This is a genomic window from Altererythrobacter lutimaris (genome assembly GCF_013371495.1).
Lineage (GTDB): Bacteria > Pseudomonadota > Alphaproteobacteria > Sphingomonadales > Sphingomonadaceae > Erythrobacter > Erythrobacter lutimaris_A.
This window is the reverse complement of sequence record NZ_JABWTA010000001.1, coordinates 2,082,038-2,107,017: the sequence shown is the minus strand read 5'-3', so window position 1 is coordinate 2,107,017 and position 24,980 is coordinate 2,082,038. Positions and strand designations below refer to the sequence as shown.

Sequence of the window (24,980 nt, the reverse complement as noted above, 5' to 3'; positions counted from 1 at the left end):
TTTTCCATCGGTGAAGGTGGATGCGGCTTGTGCCGTCTGGCTTCCGATTGAGCAAGTCGCAGCATGCATGCCCTTGCGTCGCCAGCCCTGCAGCGGCAGGGAGACGCGATGGCTGAGCTCCACGCACAAGCAGACTGGACGGGCGCGCTGGATCGCGCTCGCGCTGAAGCGCCGTTTCTGGCGCGCTCGCTTGAGCGGCAGCCGGACTTGACGACTTTGTTGGCAGAAGGCCAAGGCGAAGAAGCTCTCAAATGGGCGCGCGAAGCAGGCGCAGCTTCCACTTCGATCAGCGCCGGTTTGCGGCGCGAGCGACTGGGTTTTGCAACGGCGCTGGCGATTGGCGATCTTGCTGGAGCCTTCCCTGTCACGAGAGTGATGGAGGAGCTGTCCTCGCTGGCTGACCGCGCGCTCGACCGCGCGATAACGCATGTGATCCAGCGCCGGGTGGAGGACGCGCAGCCTGCCGGAATGATTGCGCTTGCGCTCGGCAAGCACGGTGCGGGTGAGCTCAATTATTCCTCCGACATTGACCCAATCCTGCTGTATGATCCTGACGCTTTGCCGCGCCGGAACAGCGATGAGCCGGGCGAGGCCGCGCAGCGCTATGCGCGCGAGCTGGTCAGCTTGTTGAGCGAGCAAACCGCAGAAGGATATGTATTCCGCGTCGATCTGCGCTTGCGGCCAGCGAGCGAAGTCAGCCCGCTTGCGATTTCCTGCAATGCAGCGCTCACCCATTATGAAAGCTCCGCGCTCGCTTGGGAGCGTGCGGCCTTCATCCGGTCGAGAGCAGCCGCCGGTGACATTGAAGCGGGCAAGCAATTCCTTGCAGCGATCCGGCCTTTCGTGTGGCGCTCAAGCCTCGATTACAATGCGATCCACGAGATCCGGCGGCTGACTCAGCGCATTCGCGATCATCACTCCGGTCTGCGCACTCCCGGCCCCGGCTTCAACCTCAAGACCGGGCGCGGCGGCATTCGCGAAGTGGAATTCTTCGCGCAAACGCATCAGCTGATCCATGGCGGTCGCGATCCTTCGCTGCGAGTGCGCGGGACACGTGCGGCTTTGGATGCGCTCGCCGCAGCGGGCTGTATCGCGAGCGACGATGCCAGGGTTCTGGGCGAATCCTATGACCGCTTGCGAGTGATCGAACACCGTCTGCAAATGGTCGAGGACCGCCAGACACATAGCTTGCCGAAAGGGGCAGCGCTTGATTCCGTCGCGCGGCTCGAGGGCCTGACAGATGGCGCTGCTCTCGTCGAAGAACTCAGCGAGATTACAGAGCGCGTCGGGCAGCTCTACGACACACTGATCGATGATGGCGAGCGGTCGCAGTCAGCGATTGCGGCGGCGCCTGATGCTTTGAAAGCGCGCCTTACAGAGCTTGGCTTTGACGAGCCTTCCAGCCTCGCGCGCCGGATCATGGGCTGGCGCGATGGGCGCTATCGCGCGCTGCGTTCCACTGCTGCGCTCGATGCGTTCGACGCCGTGCTGCCGGATTTGCTGGAAGCGCTTTCTCAAGGCGATGCACCGTCGCGCGCATTGCTGCATTGGGAAGAAGTGCTGGCTTCAGCAAGCACAGCGATCAATCTGTTCCGCCTGCTGGAAGCGCGCCCGGCTTTGCTCGATCAATTGGTTGCGATCCTTGGTCTGGCGCCGACATTGGCAGGCGAATTGGGTCGCCGCCCAGAATTGCTCGACACGCTGATTGACCGGACCGCGCTTGATCTACCTGGCGATGTCGACGCGCTCGCTGCGCGCATGGAAGCGGGCGATGCGGCAGAGAATTATGAGCGCGCGCTGGACCGGATCCGGATCATCACAGGCGAAGTGCGCTTCGTGCTTGGCTTGCAATTGGTCGAGGGGATCCATGATCCGCTCGATATTGCAGCGGCTTTATCGCGGACAGCCGAAGCGGCGATTGCGGTGGCTCAGCGCGCGGCCACGCGCGAGTTCGAGCGCGTTCATGGCAGGATCGCTGGCAGCGAGCTGCTAGTGCTGGGATTGGGGCGGCTGGGCGGAGGCGTGCTTACGCATGCCTCGGACCTGGATATCATCTATCTCTTTACAGGAGACAGCAGCGCGGAATCCGATGGTGAGCGTCCTTTGGGTGCGACTTTGTATTTCAACCGCTTCGCGCAGCGGGTCAGCGCAGCGCTTTCCGTGCCGACTGCGGAAGGCGCTTTATACGAAGTCGATACGCGACTGAGGCCACAAGGGGCGCAAGGGCCGCTCGCTGTGACGCTGGAGAGCTTTGCCCGGTATCAGCGCGAAGATGCCTGGACCTGGGAGCATATGGCTTTGACGCGGGCGCGGGCTTTGACAGGTTCAGCGGAAGCGCGCATCGAACTCGATGGCATTGTCGATGAAATCCTCAAGCGGCAGCGCGAACCTAACAAGCTGCGCGAGGATTTGCTCACCATGCGCAATGAAATGGCGACGCATAAGCCTGCCAAAGGCGCGCTCGATGTGAAGCTGATGCGCGGCGGGCTCGTCGATCTGGAATTCATCGTGCACTTCTTGCAGCTTCGCGATGGCATCGGCCTGAAGCCCGATCTTTCCGATGCTCTGGCGGAGCTTGTTGCAGCGGGTCTGCTACCTGAGGCGCTCCAGGCTGCGCATGATCTAATGACCCGGCTGCTGGTGTCTGCTCGGCTGCTCGCGCCCGATTCTGCCGAGCCGCCTCCTGCTGCTGCAAGGGCTCTGGCCAAATCCTGCCAGTGCAAAGATTTCGAGGAACTCTTGGACCAGTTTCGCGCTGGTCGTCATGAGATCGCCAAAGTCTGGCTGACTGTATTTGACGAAGAATTGGAGTACGACACATGAGCGGATTTGCTGAAGCTGGCCAGCCAATGCCGGATATTGCGATGGAAACGCCTGATGGCGGCAGTGTGAAGCCATCGGACTTTAAGGGGAAGAAGCTGGTGATCTTCTTTTATCCGAAAGACAACACGCCTGGCTGTACGACCGAAGCGAAGGATTTCTCGGCTTTGCAGAGTGACTTCGAGAAAGCCGGTGTCGCGCTCTTGGGTGTCAGCAAGGATTCGCCGAAGAAGCACCAGAACTTCATCGCCAAGCATGATCTCACGACACCGCTTGCGACCGATGCAGAAGAGGGCGGCTTGTCGGATGCGCTCGGCATTTGGACCGAGAAGCAGATGTACGGAAAGACCTATATGGGCATGGTGCGCTCAACCTATCTGGTCGATGCCGATGGCACGATTGCGCGGGCCTGGAACAAGGTCAAGGTAAAGGGACATGCGGAGGAAGTCTTGGGGGCTGCGAAGGCCTTGTAGGGGGTTGGTTTGAGGGTCTCGATTTATCTCGACTCTTGCGAGACCGGTCTTAGGACATCTTGGGGGTATCTAGGGGTCATCTCATGACATCTCTCGCTTTTGCGATCCGGTCTGCGCTCCTAACTGCGGAGCCTCGGGCGAAGGTATCTGCGACGCGCCAGCTCGTCCGCAACTGGCGTAAGGGTCTGTTATCGTGGGATTTCGAAGTTGAGATGCCGGATAAGCCTGCTTGGCCAGAGCGGCCGGAACTGCTCACGCCTAACAAAATGCCCAAGCGCGGCAAAGGCGGGTCAGAACGTGGCCGAATCGCGTTATGGCACTCGCTCGCGCACATCGAATTCGTCGCAATTGACTTGGCGCTGGACATGGCCGGACGCTTTGGCGAGGACATGGGGCGCAAATTTGTCGAGGATTTTCTGAGTGTTGCAGCGGACGAGGCGATGCACTTCGCTTTACTTGCGCGGAAGCTGGAAAGCCTTGGCAGCTTTTATGGCGCATTGCCCGCTCATGCCGGCTTATGGGAGGCGGCATATGAAACCCGGCATGACGTGCGCGCGCGCCTCGCGATTGTCCCGATGGTTCTGGAAGCCCGGGGCTTGGACGTAACTCCCTCGACATTACAGAGGGTTAAGTCGCAAGGCGATGCCAATGGCGCGAAGATGTTGCAGCGAATCCTTGACGATGAAATCCGCCATGTCGCGATCGGGACCAAGCATTTTTCCGATTCGGCGCAGAAAAGCGGCGAATCCGCTCCGAAGCTCTGGCAATCGCTAGTCGAGAAGCATTTCCGAGGGCGTATTAAGCCACCATTCAACGACTCAGCGCGGCAAGCAGCCGGTCTATCGCTCGACTATTACGGCGGTATTGCTTCGTAAACTTTTTGGCCGATAACTGAAAATCAACCACGCGGCTTGCGCGCAATTTTGTGTGCTCGCCATGTTCTGGTCGGGGTTTTGGCCCAGGTTAGAGAGAATCATTTCGGCGCGGAAGCGCCGCAGAATACGGGTCAAATATGAAACCGACTGCACCATTCAAAGCGATTAAGGGGGCGTTTGTCGCTCTCGCAGGGATCGCCACGATTGCAGCCTCACCGGTCTTGGCGAACAATGCAGCATCGACCGCAGTTGATGTGAGCGATGCCGCGAACCGCGCGCAGGAAAGCTCGCTCAATTCTGGCGATACGCGTTTTCGTCAGCTCTTTGCGAGCTGGGAAGCTTTGGACGCGCCTGAGACGGAAGGCACCGTACAGCCTGCCATTTCAATCCCTTCGCGTAATCCCTTGGATGCTAACTATCGTTTGAGCAGCGGTTACGGCATGCGCACCCATCCGGTTTTGGGTCGTCGCAAAGCACACAAGGGCATCGATCTGGCGGCGCCGACCGGTACACCCGTCTACGCAACTGCAGATGGTGTAGTCACTAAAGCCAAGTGGTTCTCAAGCTACGGTCTTTACATCAGCATCGATCACAGCGCAGATCTCGAAACCCGCTATGCTCACCTTTCCAAGCTGGCAGTCGAAGCCGGCGAGTATGTCGAAAAAGGTGAGTTGATCGGTTATGTGGGCTCCACCGGTCGTTCAACCGGGCCACACCTTCACTATGAAGTCCGGATTGACGGTGTGGCTGTCGACCCAATGCCCTATCTGGTCGAATCTGAAACACAGATGGCGATCAACGATGCAACGGCTGAAGCTCTCGATGTCTCTGACACTGAGGAAGAAGAAGGCCAAGGCGGCGAGTAAGCTGCACTCCCAAGAGTTTCCCGCCTGGAAGCGGGTTCGGACATAGGAGAGGATGTCCGGAGATATGGGCGGCGGGGGTTTCCCCGCCGCCTTTTTTCTTGCGCTCAGGCAGCGTGGCGAGCCGATTTCGCTTGTCAGCCCGCGCTCTCTGAGTAGGTTTTGTCCTGCAACCGGCGCCCCATTAAATCAAAGCCGGACCTGGAGAGATTAAACCGATGCACCCGATTCAGCACGCGCTATCGCGCCCTGACCACCCAGCAATTATCATGGCGGCCAGTGGTCACACTGTGACTTATGGCGAGATGGATGAGGCGGCAAACCGCTTCGCCCAATTGCTCCGCGCGAAAGGCTTCAAGCCAGACGAAGCTTTCGCAGTGCTACTGGAAAATACGCATCATTACTTCACGCTTGTATGGGGCTCGCAGCGGGCAGGAACCATGCTGGTCCCTATTTCGACACGTCTTACAGCGCCTGAAATCGCCTATATCTTGCAGGACAGCGGATCTAGGCTGCTGATCACTTCGCGGATGTTCGATGGTGTCATGGAGAAAGTCCGCGCTGAGTGCCCAGATCTCGACTTCCTCGTTGTTGGCGGCGAAGGCGAAGAAGACTTTGAAGCGGTAATTGCTTCCCATCCTTCAGAGCCTATCCCTGATCAACGGGCGGGTCTCACCATGCTGTATTCTTCAGGCACGACTGGCAGGCCTAAGGGCATTCGGCCTGCGCCGCCTGAGGATCCCGATCCGCAAGCGATGATCCCTTTTATCGGCTTGGCGACCATGGGGGCAGGCATGCCTGCTGACGGCAGCATGATCTATTTGTCGCCTGCTCCGCTTTATCACGCGGCGCCGCTAGCCTGGTGCTCTGCCGCGCAGCGGCTTGGTGGAACACTGGTCGTTATGGAGAAGTTCGACCCCGAGGCTGCGCTTGCTGCAATCGAGAAGTACAAGATTACAGACAGCCAGTGGGTACCAACACACTTCGTTCGTATGCTAAAGCTCGATCCGGCGATCCGTACGAAATATGACCTCTCCAGTCATCAACGTGCGCTTCATGCTGCCGCTCCTTGCCCGGTTCCGATCAAGCAAGAGATGATCGAATGGTGGGGCCCCATCGTAAATGAGTATTACGCCGGTTCCGAAGGCGTGGGGATGACCATGATCCATGCGAAGGACTGGCTCGAACATCCGGGCAGTGTGGGCCGCGCGATCTATGGCACATTGCATGTCTGCGGGCCTGATGGTGAGGAATTGCCGCCCGGCGAAGACGGACTGCTTTACTTCGAAAATAATCTGATGCCGTCTTATCACAACGACCCGGACAAGACGAACGAGGCGATGCACCCTAAGGGCTGGATGACTATCGGCGATATCGGCCATGTCGATGAGGACGGGTTTGTCTACCTCACTGACCGCAAGAGCCACATGATCATCTCAGGCGGCGTCAATATATACCCGCAGGAGGTCGAGAACTTGCTCGTAAGCCATGAGAAGATCATGGATGCAGCCGTGATCGGCGCGCCAGATCCGGACCTGGGTGAGAAAGTCGTAGCCGTGGTGCAGCCGCTCGATATGAGCGAAGCTGGCGATGCGCTGGAGCAGGAGCTGCGCAACTATCTTGAGCCGCAGCTTGCGCGGATCAAGATGCCCAAGCTGTTCGACTTCCGCCCGGACCTGCCGCGCGAAGCCAATGGCAAGCTCTATAAACGCGAATTACGCGACGAATTCGCAACGCAGGCAGAAGCCTGACGCCAATGGCAGACAAGCCCGCTCAGCTTTCGCCCGATCTCGCCCGCGCGGTGATTGATCCGCATGCCTATGCTCAATGGGACAGTCTGCTTGATACGTTCGATCATATTCGTTCGAGCACGCCTGTCGCGCTTGTCGAAGCAGATGATGGTGAGCTGTTTGATCCGTTCTGGCTGGTAACCCGCTATGAAGACGTGATGCGGATGTCGAAGGACAATGCGACCTTCCTCAACAACCCCCGGCCTGTCGTTTTCAGCTTCCGGCAAGCGATTGAGTTCAGCAGGGCTGCAACCGGCAGCGATATGTTGGTTGATTCGCTGGTAGTCTTCGACGCCCCTATCCACCCCAAATATCGCAAGCTCACGCAAGACTGGTTCATGCCGCGTAACCTGGCGCGCATCGAAGGAGAGATTCGTTCGATAGCAGAGCGGACTGTCGATGCGATGGTCGCGGCTGGCCCGGAAGTCGATTTCGTGAAATCGGTTGCAGGCCCCTATCCGCTGCATGTGGTGATGCAGATCCTCGGCGTGCCTGAAGAGGACGAGCCGCGCATGCAGATGCTTACCCAGCAGCTCTTTGGCGGTCAGGACAAGGACCTGTCCGGGACAGGCATGGAAAAGATGACGCCGGAACAAGTGGTTCAATTGGTCGCTGGCGCAGTCAGCACGTTTGAGGATTACTTTGCGGCGATGGCTGACGATCGCCGCGCCAATCCGACGGACGATGTGGCGAGCGTGATCGCCAATGCGACAGTCGATGGCGAGCCTTTGCCACCGCGAGACATGGCGGGCTACTACATCATCGTTGCAACCGCTGGACATGACACGACGAGCGCCTCCACAGCGGGCGCGATGATGGCTCTGGCTCAGGATCCGGAGCAATGGGCGCGTGTGAAAGCTGATAGGTCGCTGCTTGGCGGCATCGTTGAAGAGGCGATCCGCTGGACTACGCCTGTACAGCACTTCATGCGCACGGCAGCGGAAGATGTTGAGCTTAGCGGCCAGCAGATCAGGAAAGGCGATTGGCTGATGATGAACTATGTCGCAGCCAATCACGATCCTGCACAATTTGATGATCCGCGCCGGTTTGACGCGGCGCGCAGCCCCAACCGACATCTGGCGTTCGGTGCAGGGGCCCATCAGTGTCTTGGACTTCATCTGGCGCGGCTCGAAATGCGCATCCTGTTCGAGACGTTGCTTGACCGGATTGAGACGATTGAGCTTGCCGGAGAGCCAAAACGCGCAACCTCCACCTTTGTCGGCGGATTAAAATCATTGCCAATTCGCTTTGATGCGAACTGATACGCGCAATCATGTTTCGAAAATCGGCAAGGTCTTGTCCGATTTTGCTACCCAAATGCGCACCTTTCTGCTACATGAACACTATGAGAAAACGTAGAGAAAACAAGGCGTCCAGCCTCGCTGGAGCGCGCAAATGACGCTGCTTGAGCCGTATAACATGCCGTTTGCCGCGGCGCTCGTTCTGATGCTGTTCCTGGCTATCCTGCAAGGGACTGGTCTGGGAGACATTCTGGACGGTGCGGATGCGGATCTTGATGCCGATTTCGATGCTGAAATGGGCGGAAAGGGCGCAGGCTTCGCCGGCGGTGCTGCGAGCCTATTGGGCCTCGGTCGTGTCCCGCTCATGGCGTGGCTGGCGGTGTATCTGTTCATCTTTGCCGGAGCCGGGATGGGTATCCAAGCGCTTGCAGACAGCCTCTTGGGCGCGCCATTCGAGCGCTGGCTTGCCGCGCTGATTACCGCTGGGCTCGCTCTACCAGTGACAGGCGTCCTCGTGCGCCCATTGGGGGCGATCTTGCCCAAGGACAAGACAACAGCGGTCAGTGTCGACACACTGCTCGGGCGTGAGGCCGTCATCACCGATGGGACAGCTCGGGCTGGCTCGCCAGCAAGGGCGAAGGTCTTTGATCAGCATGGCCAGTCGCATCTGGTCATGGTGGAGCCGGACGATGCATCGCAATCTTTCCCAGCTGGCCAGCAGGTCCTGCTCCTGCGCAAGGAAGGCGGCCAGTTCTATGCCGCACCGGCGCAAGGCACAGTCATTACGTCGCGATAGTGCGTCATCACACAGTTCAACAACCAAGGAGAAGCAATGGAAAATTTTATTGATATCGCAGTAATCGGCGGAGGCGGATTTCTTGCCTTCCTCATCATCCTCTTCACAATCACCCGGCTGTATCGTCGAGCGTCCAAGGAAGTTGCGTTCGTACGAACAGGTGTCGGCGGAGAGAAAGTCATTATGAATGGCGGTGCGTTGGTGCTGCCAGTGTTCCACGAGACCATGCCGGTGAACATGAACACCGTGCGCCTGGCAGTGGAGCGCAAAAATCAGGATGCGCTTATAACGCTCGACCGCTTGCGGATTGATGTGAAGGCGGAATTCTACGTCCGCGTCCGCCCTGATGCGACCGCAATCGCGATGGCTGCACAGACACTTGGTCAACGCACCATGCATCCGGAAGCTTTGAAAGACCTCGTCGAAGGCAAGTTCGTCGATGCCTTGCGCTCCGTGGCGGCAGGCATGAGCATGAACGAGCTGCATGAACAACGTGCGGACTTCGTCCAGAAGGTGCAGCAGGTTTCGTCAAACGACTTGGCCATGAACGGCCTTGAGCTGGAATCGGTCTCGCTGACCGGCTTGGACCAGACCTCGATCGAGCACTTCAATGCGAACAACGCATTTGACGCGGAAGGTCTAACGAAGCTCACTGAACAGATCGAGGCGCGCAAGAAGCTGCGCAACGATATCGAGCAGGACACGCGCGTCCAGATGGAGACGAAGAATCTCGAAGCGGACAAGCGTAGCTACGAGATTGGGCGCGACAATGAGTTTGCTCAGCTTGAGCAGGAACGCGAAGTTGAAGTGCGGCGTGCTGCGCAGATGTCAGAGATCGCCCGTCAGCAGGCAGAGCGAAATCAGGAAGCCGAGGCCGCGCGGATCGAAGCCAAGAAGCAAGTCGATGCGCAGCAGATCGAAGCTGACCGCTTAGTCGAAGAAGCTCGGATCGATCAGACCCGGGCGCTAGAGATTGCTCGCCAGGAGCAGCAGATCGCGGTTCAGAACAAGAGTCGGGAAGAAAGCCAGGCGAAAGCCGAAGCCGATGCCGCCCGCGCCAAAGCTGTGGCTGCAGAAGAGCAAGTCACGACTTCTCGGGAAACCGAGATTGCGGATCGCCTCAAGCGTATCGAACTGATCGAAGCGTCGAAACAAGCAGAGCGTGAAGCGATCGGCGTCAAGGTAGAAGCCGAAGCAGAACGTGATGCAGCCGCCAACCGTGCAGAAGCCTTGCGCCGCGAAGCAGAGGGTGAAGCGGAAGCTGAAAAGCTTCGTGCGGAAGCTGCGCGCATCCGCTTCGAAGTCGAAGCCGCCGGTCAGCAGGCGATCAACGAAGCGGCGAATATCCTGTCGCTCGACCAGATCAGCCTCAAAACCAAGCTCGCTTTGCTGGAAGTGCTGCCTGAAGTTGTGCGCGAGAGCGCTAAGCCGATGGAAGCGATCGACTCGATCAAGATTGTGCAGGTTGACGGCCTCACCAATGGTGGCAGCAAAGGGGCAGATTCCGGAGCGCCCGCTGGCAAAGGCGCGGGTAATGGCTCAGGAAATCTGGCGACCGACGCAGTGTCGGCAGCGCTGGCTTACCGTGCACAGGCACCGGTGCTTGACGGGCTGATGAAAGAGCTCGGTCTTGATGGATCTTCGCTAGGCGCGCTTGTGCAAGGTGCAGCGAAGGAAACCGAAGACGCATCTCCCGCTGCAGCCCCAATCGAGCTGCCAGAGAAACCGCGCGCTTCGGGCAGTGATGGCTCAGGTGATGAGCTGGAGCAAGCCGCCGAATAGCGGACTGCTTTCATGAAACAAAAAGGCCTCCCGAGCACTCAGGTGTTCGGGAGGTCTTATTATTATCAAGGCAGGGACTTGGACTCACTAGAAGTGAGGCTATCATCAGCCCGTTTGCTGTTTCACTTATCCTAGAAGGCGCCGCGCAATTGCGCGCACTTCTGCGCCCATGTCTTCGCGCTCTAGCGCTAGCGCCAGCGTCGCTTCAACAAAGCCTGTCTTGCTCCCGCAATCATAACGAGCCCCGTCAAACGTGACCGCGTGGAAGGGCTGGTCACCGATCATCCGTGCCATCGCGTCCGTTAGCTGGATTTCTCCGCCAGCGCCTTTGCCCTGATTTTCCAGCGTGCGCATGACTTCGGGTTGCAAGATGTAGCGACCGGAAATGATCTTGTTCGAAGGCGCTTCCGCAACCGGGGGCTTCTCAACCAGTCCTTTGACCTCGGTTAGCGCCCCGTCGGCTGCGCCCGGATCGATTACGCCGTAGCTTGAGACCTCTTCATGAGGCACTTCGAGCACGCTGATCAGATTGCCGCCGACCTGTTCATAGGCATCGACCATCTGCTTCATGCAGCCAGTGCCACCTTTCTTGCCGATCATCAGCTCGTCGGGGAGAAAGATCGCAAAAGGTTCATCACCGACGATCGCGCGCGCGCACCAGATCGCATGGCCGAGGCCCATCGGTACTTGCTGGCGTACAGTGATGATGTCGCCGGGCGTTGCCCTAGTTGCCTCCAGAACGCCCATGTCCTTGCCGCGCTCGCTCATGGTGGTTTCAAGCTCGAACGCCATGTCGAAGTGCTCGACAATTGCGGTCTTGCCTCGTCCTGTCACGAAGATCATCTGCTCAATGCCAGCCTCGCGCGCTTCATCGACTGCGTACTGGATCAGCGGGCGATCAACGATCGGCAACAGTTCCTTGGGGATAGCCTTCGTAGCCGGAAGGAAACGGGTGCCGAGACCTGCGACAGGAAATACGGCTTTCTTGATCGGTTTGCGCGTGTTCATGAAGTGTCCGATAAGATTGAGTTTCTAACGCCGTCAACTGCCAGGCCATTGTGGCCAAGCGATGACGGTTGCGGGTGTTGGTGGATCGTTTAAAGGCATTTCATGGACAAATTGGTAATTAAAGGCGGCAAGCGCCTTTCTGGCACACTCCCGATTTCAGGCGCTAAGAATGCAGCGTTGACGCTCATTCCTTGCGCACTTTTGACCGAAGAACCGCTGACGCTGCGAAATCTGCCGCGACTGGCTGATATCGACGGCTTTCAGCACTTGATGACACAGTTCGGTGTGACTGTGAGTATCGCGGGCTCTCGACCTGAGGATTACGGGCGAGTAGTGACTTATGAGGCGCCGCGGATCACCTCTACGGTTGCCCCGTATGACCTGGTTCGCAAAATGCGTGCATCAATCCTCGTCCTTGGTCCCATGCTTGCGCGCATGGGCGAAGCAACTGTTTCCATGCCCGGTGGGTGTGCAATCGGAAACCGCCCGATCGATCTACACTTGAAGGCGCTCGAGGCTTTCGGGGCAGAGATCGAGCTGGCACGAGGTTATGTGAAAGCGGTGGCGCCAGATGGTGGCTTGCCTGGAGGAGACTTGGATTTCCCTGTGGTCTCGGTGGGAGCAACCGAGAACGCGCTCATGGCAGCTGTATTGGCGAACGGGACAAGTCGTTTGTTCAACGCTGCACGCGAACCGGAGATCGTCGATCTGTGCAATCTACTGGCGGCGATGGGCGCAGAGATTGAAGGGATCGGTTCGTCCGACCTGACGATCCATGGCGTCAAGCGCCTCAACGGTGCGACCTATAAGGTTATGGCGGATAGGATTGAGGCAGGCTCCTATGCTTGTGCGGTTGCGATCACTGGCGGCGAAGCACGTTTGGAAGGCGCCAACGCGCATGACATGGCTTCGACGATCCATGCATTGCAATCGATTGGCGTCGAGATTGAAGAAGACAAGAAGGGCATTACTGTTCGTGCCAACGGGGCTCTAAAGCCCACGAACCTAACGACCGCGCCATTCCCCGGTCTGGCTACTGACATGCAGGCTCAGTTGATGAGCTTGCTCACCAAAGCTGACGGCACAAGCGTCCTGAAAGAGACAATCTTCGAGAATCGCTTTATGCATGTGCCGGAGCTTGGCCGAATGGGCGCTGATATTGCAACTGAAGGGCGCACAGCGATTGTGAAGGGGCCAGCTGAGCTAACGGGTGCGGAAGTGATGGCCACTGACCTGCGTGCTTCAATGAGCCTTGTGATTGCTGGACTTGCTGCAGAAGGCGAGACGACTGTGCGCCGGCTATACCATCTGGATCGTGGTTATGAGCGGCTTGAAGAGAAGCTTCAGATGCTTGGTGCAGATATCGAGCGCGTGGGCGACGACTAACCACGGAGTCTTTATCGGCTAACGAGCCAGACTCGGATTGCGCTGGCAAGGCCTGGGGGCGTTTCAGCCTGAATTCGCTCTTCGTCGATGCGCGCAACCAATGCGTTGATTGGCACGGCTTCGGCCTCGGATGCGGCACGCAACATGTCCCAGAAAACGGGCTCGAGGCTGATCGACGTCTTGTGACCAGCAATCTCGATCGAGCGCTTTACGGGTGGATGGTAGCGTGGAGGCATGCGCGCATCCTTAGAGCAGGCGATCATCGCGTGATACGAATTTTTTGGGGTGGTCGCCCTCCGCGCAACTTACCATAACTGGAATATGCAGGACGGCTTTGATGCGCTTACTACAAAGGAGAAGGACACGCTTCGACTGATGCTGCGCGGCCACGACGCTAAGTCTATGGCGAACCATCTGGAGCTTTCTGTCCACACGATAAACGAGCGATTGCGAGCGGCCCGTCGCAAGCTTGGTGTTACCAGCAGCCGCGAAGCAGCGCGCATACTGGCCGAGCGCGATCAGGAGATTGCCAAACAATCTGCATACAAGCCTTTAGGGGATGCCATTTCTTCCAATCCGATCGACAACGGGTTTGCGGCCGATGCCGTGTCGGCTGCCGGGAACAGGAAAAGCCTGTTCCCACCTATCGCCATTGGAGGATTCGTATTCATGCTTGTTGTCTTATCGGCCCTAAGCCTCGCCATTATTGGGGCTCAGCCAGACCAAAACACATTCACATCGAAAGCACCCGATGCGATTGCTGAATCTGACGCCTCCAAAGAAGGTGCTGCGCGATCCTGGCTCTTGCTGGTCGATGCCGGGGACTGGCAAGCCAGTTTTGATGCCGCCGGCAAGTCCTTTCAGGAACCCAATACGCTTGAGACATGGCGTTCCGCCTCTGAGCAGGCACGCGTTCCTCTTGGCAATGCACATAGACGCGAAATGATCGAAGTCACATCGGTGAATGCACCACCAAACGGCTTCGAGATCGTCCGTTTCCGCACTGACTTCGAGAACCGGCAAGAGGCTATCGAAACCGTGACTCTGGAACGTGAAGGCGCTTCATGGAAGGTGGTAGGGTACTTCATCAGTTAACCTGCCTTTGGCGCTGCAGGGATTCTAACCGGCGCTGACAGCCTCCTACTTTTGGTTCTATGCAGAGTTGCCCTCTTCGTGATGCAATCCGCATCGGCGAGGGGAACTCTGCGACTTGATATACCGCGCATCGATTCCATCCGCTCGCAGGATATTGCGGGTGCGTTCGTCGACTTCCGTATGCTGTTCGTGGCGTCATGACGCGAAGCAATCACAACGGTTCGCCGCAAGGCGCTGTCAAACTAACCTCCCTCACGCGGTTGTTCACAGGCTTGTTCATCTGCCAGAAAGGTTAAGGCGAACACTCAGCCCGTCAATGGCGTCCACCTGCAGCCCCCCGCTGCGCAGATATCAATATCATTGAAAGAAAATGAACACCGGACACGCCATGAAACGCGCGGTCGGATGCCACACCGCGATCATACGGATTCGGGAATCGAGTATTTGAAGGAGTAAATAATGCGTACCATTTCCAAAACGTCAGGCGCTTTCGTCCTGGCCGCTATGCTGGCCATGCCGATGTCAGCCAACCTGGCGGCGCAAGAAGCGGCTGAAGGTGATATTCTCACTACAGTAACAGGGTCTGCACCTGCGGACCTCGAGGGTCTTCCTGAGGGTCCAGAAATTGAAGGTTTCATTTCTGCCCGCAACGCGGACAAGATGCAGGTGACCAGCGCTGGTGGCACCAACACCGTTGTCACACTGAGTTCCGGCACTGAGATCCGCGCCAAGGGCGGGTTCCTTGGCCTGAGCCGTGATAGCTTGTCATCTGAAGCACTGCTCAACGGTCTTCCGGTCACGGTTGACACTGTGCGCTGGAACAACGGCTTGGTTGCGACGAAAGTTGCTGTCAGCAACAAAGACCTGAAGACAGCCGAGATGATCCGTACCGGCACAAATCAGCGTTTCTCGCAGAACGAATCAGCGATCTCTGAGAATGCTGCAGCAACCGAAGCGCTGCGCGGCCGTGTCGCTAATATCGACCAGTACAACATCAAAGGCACCACCAACGTCTATTTCGACACTGGCAAGTGGAAGCTGTCGCCAGCAGCCGAAGCAGAGTTGTGCGAAGCTGCTGCCAACGCCGGTTCAATGGACAATGCTCTGTTGCTCGTCGTCGGCTACACCGATTCGGTTGGCGATGAAGACTACAACCAGGTCCTGAGCGAGCGTCGTGCAGGCCGTGTGGTCAACTATCTGCAGCAGAAGTGTTCATGGGCTCCATGGCGTATGCTGACGCCGACCGGCATGGCTGAATCAGATCCGATGGCGGACAACAGCACTCCGGAAGGTCGCGCGCAGAACCGCCGTGTTTCCGTAAACATCCTCGTCAGCAAGGCTGTCGACGAGAGCTAAGATTTAAGTCTTGCACAAAATGACAAAAGGGGCGGGCCTCGCGGCTCGCCCCTTTTTTTGCAATTGTTGGAAGTGACGGCTGCGGATCAATACATATGCTGACCGCCATTAATGCTCATGGTTGAGCCTGTGACGAAGCCGCCTTCTTCAGCGCACAGGAAACTTACACCGCGAGCGATCTCGTCTGCGTGCCCAAGACGCCCCACCGGGATCTTTGCGACAATTTTCTCCAGTACTGGCTCTGGCACTGCGGCAACCATATCCGTGTCGATATATCCAGGCGCGATTGCATTGACGGTCACGCCAAACTTTGCGCCTTCTTGCGCAAGCGCTTTGGTAAAGCCGTGAATACCTGATTTCGCAGCAGCGTAATTGACCTGGCCGTATTGCCCGGCCTGACCGTTGATTGACCCGATATTCACGATGCGCCCCCAATTGCGTTCGCGCATTCCCGGGAAGCACGCTTTGGCCATATTGAAACAGCCTCCGAGATTGATGCGCATCACCTCGTTCCAGTCTTCGAAGCTCATTTTGTGAAGCGTGCCATCACGTGTGATCCCGGCATTATTGACCACCACATCAACTTGGCCAACTTCCTCAGCTACTTTGGCACAGCCTTTCAGACATGCTTCGTGATCGCCTACATCCCATTTATAGCTTTGGATGCCGGTGTCTGCTTTGAGCTGGTTGGCTGCTGCGTCATTGCCAGCATAGTTTGCGACAACCGTGAAGCCGTCCTGCTGCAATTTCTCGCAGATTGCGCGGCCGATGCCGCGGGTTCCGCCTGTTACAATCGCCACTCTAGCCATAAGTTACCCCTTCCGAGCCGAATTGAGCGCTCGTCCATCAACGCCTTGGAGCAAGGCATCATTCTTGGCCAAGTTAGCAAATGGTATGAGAGAGGGAAGGGTTTCACGCACACCCTGGCCATTGAATACGAATGACCGTGTGAGCTGGCCGAGAAACTGGCCAAATGGACTGTTAAGTGAAGCGCGCCATCGACCGCGTGGATGCATCAGAAGCGGAACTGTGTTCCGACATAGACAGCCTGACTATCCTGCGCTGAATCGGTCAGCGGAGCGAGGCGATCACGTTCTTGGCTGAGTCGCACGCCAGCGGTAACGTCCAGATTGCGCGTAATCGAATAGGCGCCGCCTAGATCAACCGACTGATTGCCAAGCGCTTCAAATGTACCGACCGAGCGGCCAACCTTGCTATTACCTTCCAACGCGATGCGCGGTTGGAACCGGCTTGGCTTATCCTCGGCTGTTGGAGCTGAAGGGCTGTATTCTGCCAAGTCCGGCATATCGACGTTGCGCACAACATTTGGCAGCGCGACCGGTTTAGCAAAGCTCTGATACCCGCGAGAAATACCCAGATTGTAGCGCGTTGGCGTAATCGCGGCGATGCGATCACTCGCACTTGGCACGTTATCAATCGCCTTACGCAGGCTGATCGCACGAGCTGTATTGTCATCGACACGCACGGCCACGGTAACTGTGCGATCACGCGAGGATGTTTCAGCCGGGGTAAAGCGCATTCCGTCCTGACCAGCCCGCTCTGCAACCCGCAAAGCGAGCGCGGGATCAACCGAGGCTGGTGTGAAGATAGGGAACTCGCCCGTATCGCTAGCGACTGCGCCATCGGCCAGCGAAGCCACCGCCATGCCCGAATTTGGAACACCAAATGCCAGCGCGCAGGCAGCGGCAATAAGAGGCAGGTTACGCCTCTTCATTCCGCTAAATGCAACTCGCTGTGGCATCGATTTCCCTTCAAATCTGCCGGATCCGACTTCAACGGCAAGGTGCCGCACAATAGAAATCAGACCTGTGCACTACGCTTCCAAGACGCACTTCTATGAACTGAAGCTGACTTTGATCACCAGCCGACGACTCACACATGCAGAAGCGTATGACCGGATGATGGTAGAATTATGTTGCTTTCGAATGCAACCGATTCTCAGGCAAAGTGCATATGCGGGACTCAATCTGTTGCATACTCTCCACAACAACCAATCTCACATTGGCTCATTCACCTTCAATACAGGCCATATCTCGGCATAAGCGGGGAACAATCGGCCCTGAGCCATCTGGCTGGCGCGCGATGCCTTGTCGCCGCTGTCAGGCTCGGTATAGAGCATCAACAGAGCCGCTGGCGAACAATTGAGGAATAAAGACGAGCCATGAGTGCGAAGATGACAAACGCAAGCCGAATTGCACGCCCATTTTTGATCGGTGCTGCCTGTCTCGGGGTTGCTGCCTGCGGCGGATCTGAGCGCCCTCAAGCTGATCTTGCCGCATCGCAAGTAAACACGATTGGCGTGAATTCCTATCTCTGGCGCGCGGCGCTCGATACGGTAGCATTTGCGCCATTGCTTCAGGCTGATAGCGCGGGCGGCGTTATCGTGACGGACTGGTATGCCAATCCGAGCAACCCCAACGAGCGCGTGAAGGTTACCGTCACGATCCTAGACCAGGATTTGCGCGCCGACGCACTCCGTGTTGCGGCTAGCCGTCAGGTTTCGCAAGGCACGGGCTGGGTTGATGCTCCAGTTCAGGCGGCGACCGTCCAGAAACTCGAGGATATAATCCTCACTAAAGCGCGCGATCTGCGCCGCAAAGCCGTAGCTTCCTGACACAATCCGCCCTAACGGGGTTCTAATGACTGATACGCGTTTCGATCCGTCCAGCGCAGACGGGCGCTGGCAGTGTGCCTGGGACGAGGCTGCAACCTTTGCTGCTGACAGCAACTCACCCAAGCCCAAGAGCTACATCCTTGAGATGTTCCCTTACCCGTCCGGGCGCATCCATATTGGCCATGTGCGCAATTACACGATGGGCGATGTGCTTGCGCGCTACAAGAAGATGACCGGACACGAAGTGCTCCACCCGATGGGGTGGGATGCATTCGGCATGCCTGCAGAAAACGCGGCAATGGAAAAGGGCGTGCATCCTGGCGGTTGGACGCGCGAGAACATTGCGAACATGAAAGCGCAGTTGAAGCGGTTGGGCTTCGCGCTTGACTGGACGCGCGAGTTCGCCACCTGTGATCCGGAATATTATGGGCACGAGCAAGCGCTCTTCATCGATCTTTACGAAGCAGGCCTGCTCTATCGTAAGGAAAGTGAGGTCAATTGGGACCCCGTAGACATGACGGTGCTCGCGAATGAGCAAGTCATTGATGGTTGCGGCTGGCGATCAGGCGCGCCGGTTGAAAAGCGCAAGCTCAATCAGTGGTTTCTAAAGATTACGCAGTTCGCCGAGGATCTGCTGGAAGGTCTGAACGAGCTCGAGGATTGGCCGGACAAGGTAAAGCTGATGCAGGAAAACTGGATCGGTAAATCATCAGGCCTTGAGTTCTCGTTCGAGCTCTCCAATGGCGACCAGCTTCCTGTCTACACCACACGCCCGGACACGATCTTCGGGGCTAGCTTTGTTGCGGTCGCAGCGGACCACCCGGTCTCCCAGAGCATTTCAATCGGTAATCCGAATACGCAGAAATTCATCGAGCTTTGCAAGAAAGGCGGCACGACCGCTGCCGAGCTCGAGACTGCTGAAAAGCTGGGCCTCGACACCGGCCTCACTGCGAAGCACCCGTTCACTGGCGCTGACTTGCCCGTTTACATCGCGAACTTCGTGCTAATGGATTACGGCACGGGCGCGATCATGGCTGTCCCGGGACACGACCAACGCGATTTCGAATTCGCAACGAAGTACAATTTGCCGATCCCACGCGTGGTCGCATCGTCAGTTGCTGAAGCTTCAAAGCCATTCGAAGGTGAGGCTGAGTCGGGCGATGGCGTGATCGTCAATTCGGACTTCCTTGACGGCATGAGCGTCGAGGACGCCAAGTCAGATGTTATCGCGCGCGCTGAACGAGGCGGTTGGGGCAAAGGCACAACTGTCTGGCGCTTGCGCGATTGGGGGGCGAGCCGTCAGCGCTATTGGGGGACGCCAATCCCTTTCATCCACTGCAATGCTTGCGGTGTTTTGCCAGTGCCCAAGGATCAGCTTCCAGTCGAGCTGCCGGAAGACGTAGACTTCTCGACACCCGGCAATCCCTTGGAGCGTCATCCGACCTGGAAGCACGTCGAATGCCCGTCTTGCGGTGCACCTGCAATGCGCGAGACTGATACGCTCGACACATTCATCAATTCCAGCTGGTATTTCCTGCGCTTTGCAAGTCAGCCGGCGGACAAGCCGTTTGATGCAATTGAAGTCGCGAAGTGGCTCCCGGTAAACCAGTATATTGGCGGCATTGAGCATGCGATCCTGCACTTGCTTTATGCGCGGTTCTGGACGCGCGCTTTGCAGCATGTCGGCAAGCTCGATTTTGCTGAGCCTTTCGCGTCGCTCTTTACACAAGGCATGGTCACGCATGAGACGTATTCGCGCAAGGAGGACGGGCGCGAAGTCTACTTCACCCCCGCCGAAGTGGATCGCGACAGCAAAGGCGCGACACTCCAATCCGATGGCAAGCCGGTCGATATTGGCCGCGTCATCAAGATGTCGAAGTCCAAGAAGAATGTTGTCGATCCCGATGACATCATCGCGGAATATGGTGCAGACGCTGTGCGTTGGTTCATGCTGTCAGACAGCCCGCCAGAGCGCGACCTGCCTTGGTCGGCTGCAGGGATCGAAGGTTGTAGCCGTTTCGTACAGCGGCTTTGGCGTTTGCTCGCGCAATATGACGAAAGCGCTGAAGGCGAAGACAAAGCACTCGCGCGCAAGACGCACCAGACCATCGCAGCAGTCGCGGATGATATTGAAGCTCTTAGTTTCAACAAGGCGGTCGCGCGGCTTTACGAGCTCACTAGCGCTGTCGAGAAGGCGCAAACCTCCGCATCTCGCAGTGCGGCGATGCGCGACCTATTGCTCATGGCTGCGCCGATGATGCCGCATCTGGCGGAAGAGCTATGGTCGCGTTTCGGCGAGCATGGACTGATTGCCGATGCGCCATGGCCAGAAGTTGATCCGGCTCTGCTCGTGGAAGACGAGGTCACCATCGCTGTCCAGCACATGGGCAAATTGCGCGATACGCTCACTGCACCCAAGGGAGCATCAAAGGACGATCTTGAAGCGCTTGCGCTTGCGAGTGAGAAGGTTCAGCGCTCGATTGATGGCGCCGCAGTGCGAAAAGTGATTGTCGTGCCCGATAGGCTCGTCAATATTGTGACCGGATGATCCGCGCACTCGCCTTGATACCTGCCGTCTTTGCGCTCGCTGCTTGCGGGCTCCAGCCTATGTATGCAGGCGGGAGCGATGCATCTGTCGCGCGAGGTCTTGCTGCTGTCGATGTTCCGCCCATACCTGGGCGTGCCGGTTGGTTGATGCGCAATGCTCTGCAGGATCGTTTCGGTGCAGCGGGTGATACCTCCAACCGATATCGATTGGATGTGAGGCTCGACGACTCCTTGGAAGCGCTTGGGGTTCTCAACGATGATACGATCAGTCGCGAGCGGCGCATTCTGCGTGCTCGTTATCAGCTGATCGATACGAGCACTGGCGAGATCATGCTTGATGCGACATCAGGGGCGGATGCTGGAATTGACGTCGTCTCCAGCGAATATGCGACTATCGCTGCGGAGCAAACGGCGCTGGAAAATCTCGCTGTCGAAGTTGCTGACCGGATTGTTACGCAGGTTTCGTTGACGCTCCGCGAAGCCGAACAAGCTGAGTGATCTGCACTCGATGAAGCTCACTCAAAAGAACTTCAATTCACAAGCACAGAACGCGGCTCAAGCTTGCGGCATTTTCTTCTTTTGCGGTCCTGATGAAGCTGGCGCTTCTGCCGCGGCGCGCAAGATTGTCGACCACATTCCGCAGGCAGGCGAGAAAATCGAGCTGTCTGGCTCTGCTTTGAGAGCCGATCCGGCACTGCTCGGCGATGAGGCGCGAACCACATCTCTTTTCGGCGACAAGCGGCATCTGTGGGTGCGCGCAACGGGTGATGAAGCACATGACGCTGTCAAAGCCCTAATCGAAACAAGCGAAGCAAATGCGGGCGAGGCTTGTCCGGTGGTTATCGTCGCAACATCCGCCACGGACAAGTCGCGCACCGCTAAATTGCTAGAGAAGCGTAAGGACGCGTGTGTCGCGATGTTTTACCCGCCGGACATTGCGAATGTATCCGCAAGCGTTCGCGGGATGGGCGATGCTGCGGGACTGAGCCTGCCTGGGCATTTGGCTGAACGGATCGCGCGCGGGGCAAGTCTGGATGTTCGGCTAGCTCAATCCGAAGTCGACAAGCTCGCTCTTTATCTCGATGCTGCGCCGCAAACGCCCAAACAGGTGCAGGCCGAGGATTTGGACGCCATCGGGGCAACGACCGAAGAAGATGGCTTCATGCCGCTCGTCAATGCTGTGTTGAGCGGCGATTTGACGCGGTTGGATAGTGAGCTTGCGCGAATGCGCGAATTGCGGATCAACCCTGTCGGCTTGCTCCTTGCAGTTGAGCGCCGCGCAGTGCAGCTCGTCAAGATCGTAGCAGCGCTCGGCCCCGGTGGCTCAATCGATCGCTTGGATCGCGGACAACAGGCGAGGCTGGGTATTTTTTGGCGCGATGCACGCGATATTCGGGCTCAATTGAAACACTGGCCGCGATTCAAACTGGATCGCCTCGTTCAACGGTTAACGTCTATTCACCGCGATTTGCTTGCCAATAGCCAGTTCGCTGAGACACTTTTGGCTCAAGAACTCGTGGAAATCACTCGTTACGCCGCTAAGCGCTCGTAAATAGCGCACTTCAGGCGCTTGTTAATCCACGATAGTTGTCGCAAGACAAGCGGGTGGGGCCAATCTGATGAACAAGCCATTCTCTCATCTCCCTCCCGAGACTGCGAAGAGTCATGCAGAGATCCGCTCAGCGCCTTCGTTAGAGCGGCGTCGTTTGCGAGCGTATATCGCCATGCTCGTCACGGATCTGGGCCTTATTCTGTTGGGCTACGCGATAGCAGGTTTTGCTTACAACGGCGTGTGGTGGGAAGCGCGTGCAATGATGCAAGCGCAGCTGCTCCTGCCCATATTTTATACGATTGCGTTTTATAACGCGGCGTATTCTACCCGAGCGCTTGAAAACTGGCGCTTTGCAGTCCGGCAAGCATTAGTCGCTTTAGTGATTGGGGCTGCATTGCTGAACTTCATCGCCTTCTATCTGAAGACCAATACGAGCTTTTCTCGTGTGACCTTTACTCTTGGTCTGATGCTTAGCGGCGTCATGATCATCGCGTCTCGTAAAGCCTTGTCCTTGTTCCTTCAGCGGGCATGGGGCGGAAAGGTGCGAAACGAGTTGGTTATCGATGACGGCGGACCAAGCTTTTGGCTACCCCGCGCGCAAGTTGTCGCGACCGCTGAAGCCGGTCTCTCACCTGAGCGTCACGATCCCTTCATGCGCGATCGCCTCGGCAAGGTCATGCGTAATCAGGATAAGGTTGTTGTTTCGTGCCCTAAAGAGCGGCGCGAAGACTGGGCGTACTTGCTAAAGTCCACCGGCATCCAGGGCGAGATCATTAGCGAACCTGTGCATGATCTGGGTGCGCTTGGTGTGATGCGTTACCCGCAGCAAGATCGCAGCTCTCTTGTGGTTTCGACAGGGCCTCTGGGGATGCGAGCAAGAATCATGAAGCGGGGCTTCGACGTGGTTGTCGCAGGTTCTGCGTTAATAATGCTCGCTCCGCTGCTGGCGTTGGTCGCGCTGTTTGTAAAACTCGAAGATGGCGGCAAGGTGTTGTTCGTCCAGCGTAGACTTGGCCGAGGCAATACGTTCTTCAACATGCTCAAGTTCCGCACGATGCGTGAAGAGAGCTTGGACCACGATGGTGCTGCTTCAACTGCGCGTGAAGATACACGCGTGACGCGTCTTGGCCGTTGGTTGCGATCGACTAGTCTTGATGAACTGCCTCAGCTCATCAATGTCCTGCGAGGCGAGATGTCTATCGTCGGCCCGCGTCCGCATGCACTGGGTAGCCGGGCCAACAATAAGCTCTTCTGGGAAGTCGATGTCCGCTACTGGCGGCGTCATGCTTTGAAACCGGGCCTTACCGGATTGGCGCAGGTTCGTGGACATCGCGGCAGCACAGAGGAAGAGAAAGATCTGACTGATCGCTTGCAAGCAGATCTCGAGTATCTCAACAATTGGTCGCTACCGCGCGATGCCCAGATCGTACTGCAAACTTTGCGCGTGCTCACACACACCAACGCTTATTAGGCGCTGGCTCGTTCATTTATTCGCTGTCGGTATTTTGCGGGACAGCGAAGCGGCCGCTTACTCTTCCGCTAGAATTCTCGCCTCCGGCACCGGGCGACGAGCGTGCACCGCGGCCATCCACGCTTGAAAGCCCTGAAGCCAGATCAATCACGAGGCGACCGCCATTCAGCGTATCGCCACCGCGATTGATGCGCACATTGCCAGCCATTGTGATGATGCGGCGATTGAAGTCATAGATCGCCGTGTCGCCGCGAGCTGTTTCATTGCCCCGCGTAACCACCACCCCGCCGACAGCTGTGATGCGCTGAATGCTGAGCTCACCAGAGTCGGAATAATTTACCAAGGTGCGCGCGGCGCGAACGGTAAGACCTGCTTGCTCGATCCTCACATCGCCAGAGAGCACGACGCGGTTCTGTCGATCCTGCAGTTCAATGCGATCGGCTGAGTAGGTCACCGGAGCGCTCGAATTGTGGCCAGCAATCGCCTGCGCTTGCAGTTCAATTCCAGCGAACAGCAATGCCGTCGCTGCAAAACCCGCCAGCATCAGCTGGCTCGCTTGCTTGAGCGAAGGAAGGTTGGAAGCGGTATTGGTCATGCGTCTCGTCTTTCCTAAGGCATCTGCAGTTCGCCTGGGACCATGGTCAGCCGTGCGTCACCGGTCAATGTTACCGTCCGCGCATCGATATCCGTTCGGATCTGTCGGGCCGAAAAGCTGCCTGCAGGGACGACCCCATCTACGCCGTCTGTCCCTTCCATAATGCGCGATTCGAGATCGACGGTCACACCTCGTGCCATCATGGAGTAACCGTCCGCTGCGGTCAGCCGTACGGGGCCAATCACATCGACGCGCTCCGCGTCGATATCATAAGCGCCTGCATCGGCTGTAAGACTTGCCGGGCCGTCCGCCAGCGTCAATCGGGCGACCAGATCTTTCATGCGGACGATGCCTTCCGCGCTCGAGCGTTGCACTGCTTCGCCGGCGGTCAGCGCAAACGGACGCCCTTGATTGTCCTGACCACGATACATTGCGTTGTCGACCGACAGTCGCTCATCAATCATCGCCACCTTATTCCGGTCGAGCAGGAAACTGACTTCGCCGCGCGGACTGAGCGGCGTGATAACCATGAATGCGGCCAAGATACCCACGCCGACAGGCAGTGCCTTGCCCAGGAAGCGCACCAACTTGTCATGCGAACCACCAGGCGCGGCAAAGTGCTGGCGCTGGCTGCGCAGTTCCTTCGCTTCGCTGGTTTCAATTCGCCGCTGAGTAACCATGGTTTTGTACTATAG

At 57.5% G+C, this 24,980-nt stretch carries 23 protein-coding genes; 16 read left to right on the top strand and 7 right to left on the bottom strand.

Annotation, left to right across the window (positions count from 1 at the left end; genetic code table 11):
• Positions 1 to 108 precede the first annotated feature (108 nt).
• From HUO12_RS10150 to HUO12_RS10115, 8 genes are all read left to right on the top strand, one after another.
• Positions 109 to 2,823 carry a bifunctional [glutamine synthetase] adenylyltransferase/[glutamine synthetase]-adenylyl-L-tyrosine phosphorylase gene (locus tag HUO12_RS10150; RefSeq protein ID WP_176273480.1) on the top strand — a complete coding sequence of 905 codons (2,715 nt, stop codon included), beginning with the start codon at positions 109 to 111 and terminating at the stop codon, positions 2,821 to 2,823.
• Complete coding sequence (locus HUO12_RS10145) at positions 2,820 to 3,293, top strand: peroxiredoxin (RefSeq protein WP_176273478.1); 474 nt, start codon at positions 2,820 to 2,822, stop codon at positions 3,291 to 3,293. Before HUO12_RS10150 ends, HUO12_RS10145 begins: the two co-directional genes overlap by 4 nt.
• An 83-nt stretch (positions 3,294 to 3,376) precedes the next feature.
• A complete protein-coding gene (locus HUO12_RS10140) occupies positions 3,377 to 4,168 on the top strand; it encodes a ferritin-like domain-containing protein (RefSeq protein WP_176273476.1) in 792 nt (263 codons plus the stop codon).
• A 137-nt stretch (positions 4,169 to 4,305) separates the two neighbouring features.
• Complete coding sequence (locus tag HUO12_RS10135; RefSeq protein ID WP_176273475.1) at positions 4,306 to 5,034, top strand: M23 family metallopeptidase; 729 nt, start codon at positions 4,306 to 4,308, stop codon at positions 5,032 to 5,034.
• A 215-nt stretch (positions 5,035 to 5,249) separates the two neighbouring features.
• Positions 5,250 to 6,782 (top strand): acyl-CoA synthetase, encoded by a 1,533-nt coding sequence (locus HUO12_RS10130; protein WP_176273473.1) that lies wholly within the window; start codon positions 5,250 to 5,252, stop codon positions 6,780 to 6,782.
• A gap of 5 nt (positions 6,783 to 6,787) precedes the next feature.
• A complete protein-coding gene (locus tag HUO12_RS10125) occupies positions 6,788 to 8,083 on the top strand; it encodes a cytochrome P450 (RefSeq protein ID WP_176273471.1) in 1,296 nt (431 codons plus the stop codon).
• Positions 8,084 to 8,216: 133 nt separating this feature from the next.
• Complete coding sequence (locus HUO12_RS10120; RefSeq protein WP_176273469.1) at positions 8,217 to 8,858, top strand: YqiJ family protein; 642 nt, start codon at positions 8,217 to 8,219, stop codon at positions 8,856 to 8,858.
• Positions 8,859 to 8,894: 36 nt separating this feature from the next.
• On the top strand, positions 8,895 to 10,640 hold the full coding sequence (locus HUO12_RS10115) for a flotillin family protein (protein ID WP_176273467.1): 1,746 nt from the start codon (positions 8,895 to 8,897) through the stop codon (positions 10,638 to 10,640).
• Positions 10,641 to 10,766: 126 nt separating this feature from the next.
• Here the strand turns inward: HUO12_RS10115 and galU are convergent, their stop codons facing one another.
• Positions 10,767 to 11,648: a UTP--glucose-1-phosphate uridylyltransferase GalU gene (galU, locus tag HUO12_RS10110; protein ID WP_176273465.1), complete on the bottom strand. Its 882-nt coding sequence runs from the start codon at positions 11,646 to 11,648 to the stop codon at positions 10,767 to 10,769.
• 102 nt (positions 11,649 to 11,750) lie between these two features.
• Between galU and murA the strand changes: the two genes are divergently transcribed.
• On the top strand, positions 11,751 to 13,034 hold the full coding sequence (gene murA / locus HUO12_RS10105) for a UDP-N-acetylglucosamine 1-carboxyvinyltransferase (RefSeq protein WP_176273464.1): 1,284 nt from the start codon (positions 11,751 to 11,753) through the stop codon (positions 13,032 to 13,034).
• 11 nt (positions 13,035 to 13,045) lie between these two features.
• Here the strand turns inward: murA and HUO12_RS10100 are convergent, their stop codons facing one another.
• Entirely contained in the window at positions 13,046 to 13,270 is a 225-nt protein-coding gene (locus HUO12_RS10100; protein ID WP_176273462.1) for a ribbon-helix-helix domain-containing protein, read from the bottom strand.
• 49 nt (positions 13,271 to 13,319) lie between these two features.
• Between HUO12_RS10100 and HUO12_RS10095 the strand changes: the two genes are divergently transcribed.
• Positions 13,320 to 14,129, top strand: a complete 810-nt coding sequence (locus HUO12_RS10095; RefSeq protein ID WP_176273461.1) for a DUF4019 domain-containing protein — start codon at positions 13,320 to 13,322, stop codon at positions 14,127 to 14,129.
• A 459-nt stretch (positions 14,130 to 14,588) separates the two neighbouring features.
• The gene (locus HUO12_RS10090; RefSeq protein ID WP_176273460.1) at positions 14,589 to 15,485 is read left to right on the top strand and encodes an OmpA family protein; all 897 of its coding nucleotides are present in this window, start codon (positions 14,589 to 14,591) and stop codon (positions 15,483 to 15,485) included.
• Between the two features lie 86 nt (positions 15,486 to 15,571).
• Here the strand turns inward: HUO12_RS10090 and phbB are convergent, their stop codons facing one another.
• The 3 genes from phbB to HUO12_RS14625 form a co-directional block, all read right to left on the bottom strand.
• Positions 15,572 to 16,294: an acetoacetyl-CoA reductase gene (gene phbB / locus HUO12_RS10085; RefSeq protein ID WP_176273458.1), complete on the bottom strand. Its 723-nt coding sequence runs from the start codon at positions 16,292 to 16,294 to the stop codon at positions 15,572 to 15,574.
• A 206-nt stretch (positions 16,295 to 16,500) separates the two neighbouring features.
• Positions 16,501 to 17,220: a hypothetical protein gene (locus HUO12_RS10080; protein ID WP_232367367.1), complete on the bottom strand. Its 720-nt coding sequence runs from the start codon at positions 17,218 to 17,220 to the stop codon at positions 16,501 to 16,503.
• Between the two features lie 282 nt (positions 17,221 to 17,502).
• The gene (locus HUO12_RS14625; protein WP_269748046.1) at positions 17,503 to 17,628 is read right to left on the bottom strand and encodes a hypothetical protein; all 126 of its coding nucleotides are present in this window, start codon (positions 17,626 to 17,628) and stop codon (positions 17,503 to 17,505) included.
• Between the two features lie 39 nt (positions 17,629 to 17,667).
• Here HUO12_RS14625 and HUO12_RS10075 point away from each other — a divergent pair, with 39 nt between their 5' ends.
• The 5 genes from HUO12_RS10075 to HUO12_RS10055 all read left to right on the top strand — a co-directional run bounded on the left by HUO12_RS10075 (position 17,668) and on the right by HUO12_RS10055 (position 23,690).
• Entirely contained in the window at positions 17,668 to 18,120 is a 453-nt protein-coding gene (locus HUO12_RS10075; protein ID WP_176273454.1) for a DUF3576 domain-containing protein, read from the top strand.
• A gap of 25 nt (positions 18,121 to 18,145) precedes the next feature.
• A complete protein-coding gene (gene leuS, locus HUO12_RS10070; RefSeq protein ID WP_176273452.1) occupies positions 18,146 to 20,668 on the top strand; it encodes a leucine--tRNA ligase in 2,523 nt (840 codons plus the stop codon).
• Complete coding sequence (lptE, locus tag HUO12_RS10065) at positions 20,665 to 21,165, top strand: LPS assembly lipoprotein LptE (RefSeq protein ID WP_176273450.1); 501 nt, start codon at positions 20,665 to 20,667, stop codon at positions 21,163 to 21,165. Before leuS ends, lptE begins: the two co-directional genes overlap by 4 nt.
• Before the next feature lie 10 nt (positions 21,166 to 21,175).
• Entirely contained in the window at positions 21,176 to 22,219 is a 1,044-nt protein-coding gene (gene holA, locus HUO12_RS10060; protein WP_176273449.1) for a DNA polymerase III subunit delta, read from the top strand.
• A gap of 67 nt (positions 22,220 to 22,286) precedes the next feature.
• Positions 22,287 to 23,690: a sugar transferase gene (locus HUO12_RS10055; protein WP_232367366.1), complete on the top strand. Its 1,404-nt coding sequence runs from the start codon at positions 22,287 to 22,289 to the stop codon at positions 23,688 to 23,690.
• A gap of 16 nt (positions 23,691 to 23,706) precedes the next feature.
• On the opposite strand, the gene HUO12_RS10050 is transcribed toward HUO12_RS10055, so the two are convergent.
• Both HUO12_RS10050 and lptC read right to left on the bottom strand, forming a co-directional pair.
• Positions 23,707 to 24,285: an LptA/OstA family protein gene (locus HUO12_RS10050; RefSeq protein ID WP_176273447.1), complete on the bottom strand. Its 579-nt coding sequence runs from the start codon at positions 24,283 to 24,285 to the stop codon at positions 23,707 to 23,709.
• A 14-nt stretch (positions 24,286 to 24,299) separates the two neighbouring features.
• A complete protein-coding gene (gene lptC, locus HUO12_RS10045) occupies positions 24,300 to 24,965 on the bottom strand; it encodes an LPS export ABC transporter periplasmic protein LptC (RefSeq protein ID WP_176273446.1) in 666 nt (221 codons plus the stop codon).
• Between the last annotated feature and the right edge of the window lie 15 nt (positions 24,966 to 24,980).

Excerpts from the sequence above, each read along its gene's own strand:
- HUO12_RS10150 (WP_176273480.1), top strand. The coding sequence starts at position 109 with ATGGCTGAGCTCCACGCACAAGCAGACTGGACGGGCGCGCTGGATCGC.
- HUO12_RS10145 (WP_176273478.1), top strand. The coding sequence starts at position 2,820 with ATGAGCGGATTTGCTGAAGCTGGCCAGCCAATGCCGGATATTGCGATG.
- HUO12_RS10140 (WP_176273476.1), top strand. The coding sequence starts at position 3,377 with ATGACATCTCTCGCTTTTGCGATCCGGTCTGCGCTCCTAACTGCGGAG.
- HUO12_RS10135 (WP_176273475.1), top strand. The coding sequence starts at position 4,306 with ATGAAACCGACTGCACCATTCAAAGCGATTAAGGGGGCGTTTGTCGCT.
- HUO12_RS10130 (WP_176273473.1), top strand. The coding sequence starts at position 5,250 with ATGCACCCGATTCAGCACGCGCTATCGCGCCCTGACCACCCAGCAATT.
- HUO12_RS10125 (WP_176273471.1), top strand. The coding sequence starts at position 6,788 with ATGGCAGACAAGCCCGCTCAGCTTTCGCCCGATCTCGCCCGCGCGGTG.
- HUO12_RS10120 (WP_176273469.1), top strand. The coding sequence starts at position 8,217 with ATGACGCTGCTTGAGCCGTATAACATGCCGTTTGCCGCGGCGCTCGTT.
- HUO12_RS10115 (WP_176273467.1), top strand. The coding sequence starts at position 8,895 with ATGGAAAATTTTATTGATATCGCAGTAATCGGCGGAGGCGGATTTCTT.
- galU (WP_176273465.1), bottom strand. The coding sequence starts at position 11,648 with ATGAACACGCGCAAACCGATCAAGAAAGCCGTATTTCCTGTCGCAGGT.
- murA (WP_176273464.1), top strand. The coding sequence starts at position 11,751 with ATGGACAAATTGGTAATTAAAGGCGGCAAGCGCCTTTCTGGCACACTC.
- HUO12_RS10100 (WP_176273462.1), bottom strand. The coding sequence starts at position 13,270 with ATGCCTCCACGCTACCATCCACCCGTAAAGCGCTCGATCGAGATTGCT.
- HUO12_RS10090 (WP_176273460.1), top strand. The coding sequence starts at position 14,589 with ATGCGTACCATTTCCAAAACGTCAGGCGCTTTCGTCCTGGCCGCTATG.
- phbB (WP_176273458.1), bottom strand. The coding sequence starts at position 16,294 with ATGGCTAGAGTGGCGATTGTAACAGGCGGAACCCGCGGCATCGGCCGC.
- HUO12_RS10080 (WP_232367367.1), bottom strand. The coding sequence starts at position 17,220 with ATGAAGAGGCGTAACCTGCCTCTTATTGCCGCTGCCTGCGCGCTGGCA.
- HUO12_RS10075 (WP_176273454.1), top strand. The coding sequence starts at position 17,668 with ATGAGTGCGAAGATGACAAACGCAAGCCGAATTGCACGCCCATTTTTG.
- leuS (WP_176273452.1), top strand. The coding sequence starts at position 18,146 with ATGACTGATACGCGTTTCGATCCGTCCAGCGCAGACGGGCGCTGGCAG.
- lptE (WP_176273450.1), top strand. The coding sequence starts at position 20,665 with ATGATCCGCGCACTCGCCTTGATACCTGCCGTCTTTGCGCTCGCTGCT.
- holA (WP_176273449.1), top strand. The coding sequence starts at position 21,176 with ATGAAGCTCACTCAAAAGAACTTCAATTCACAAGCACAGAACGCGGCT.
- HUO12_RS10055 (WP_232367366.1), top strand. The coding sequence starts at position 22,287 with ATGAACAAGCCATTCTCTCATCTCCCTCCCGAGACTGCGAAGAGTCAT.
- HUO12_RS10050 (WP_176273447.1), bottom strand. The coding sequence starts at position 24,285 with ATGACCAATACCGCTTCCAACCTTCCTTCGCTCAAGCAAGCGAGCCAG.
- lptC (WP_176273446.1), bottom strand. The coding sequence starts at position 24,965 with ATGGTTACTCAGCGGCGAATTGAAACCAGCGAAGCGAAGGAACTGCGC.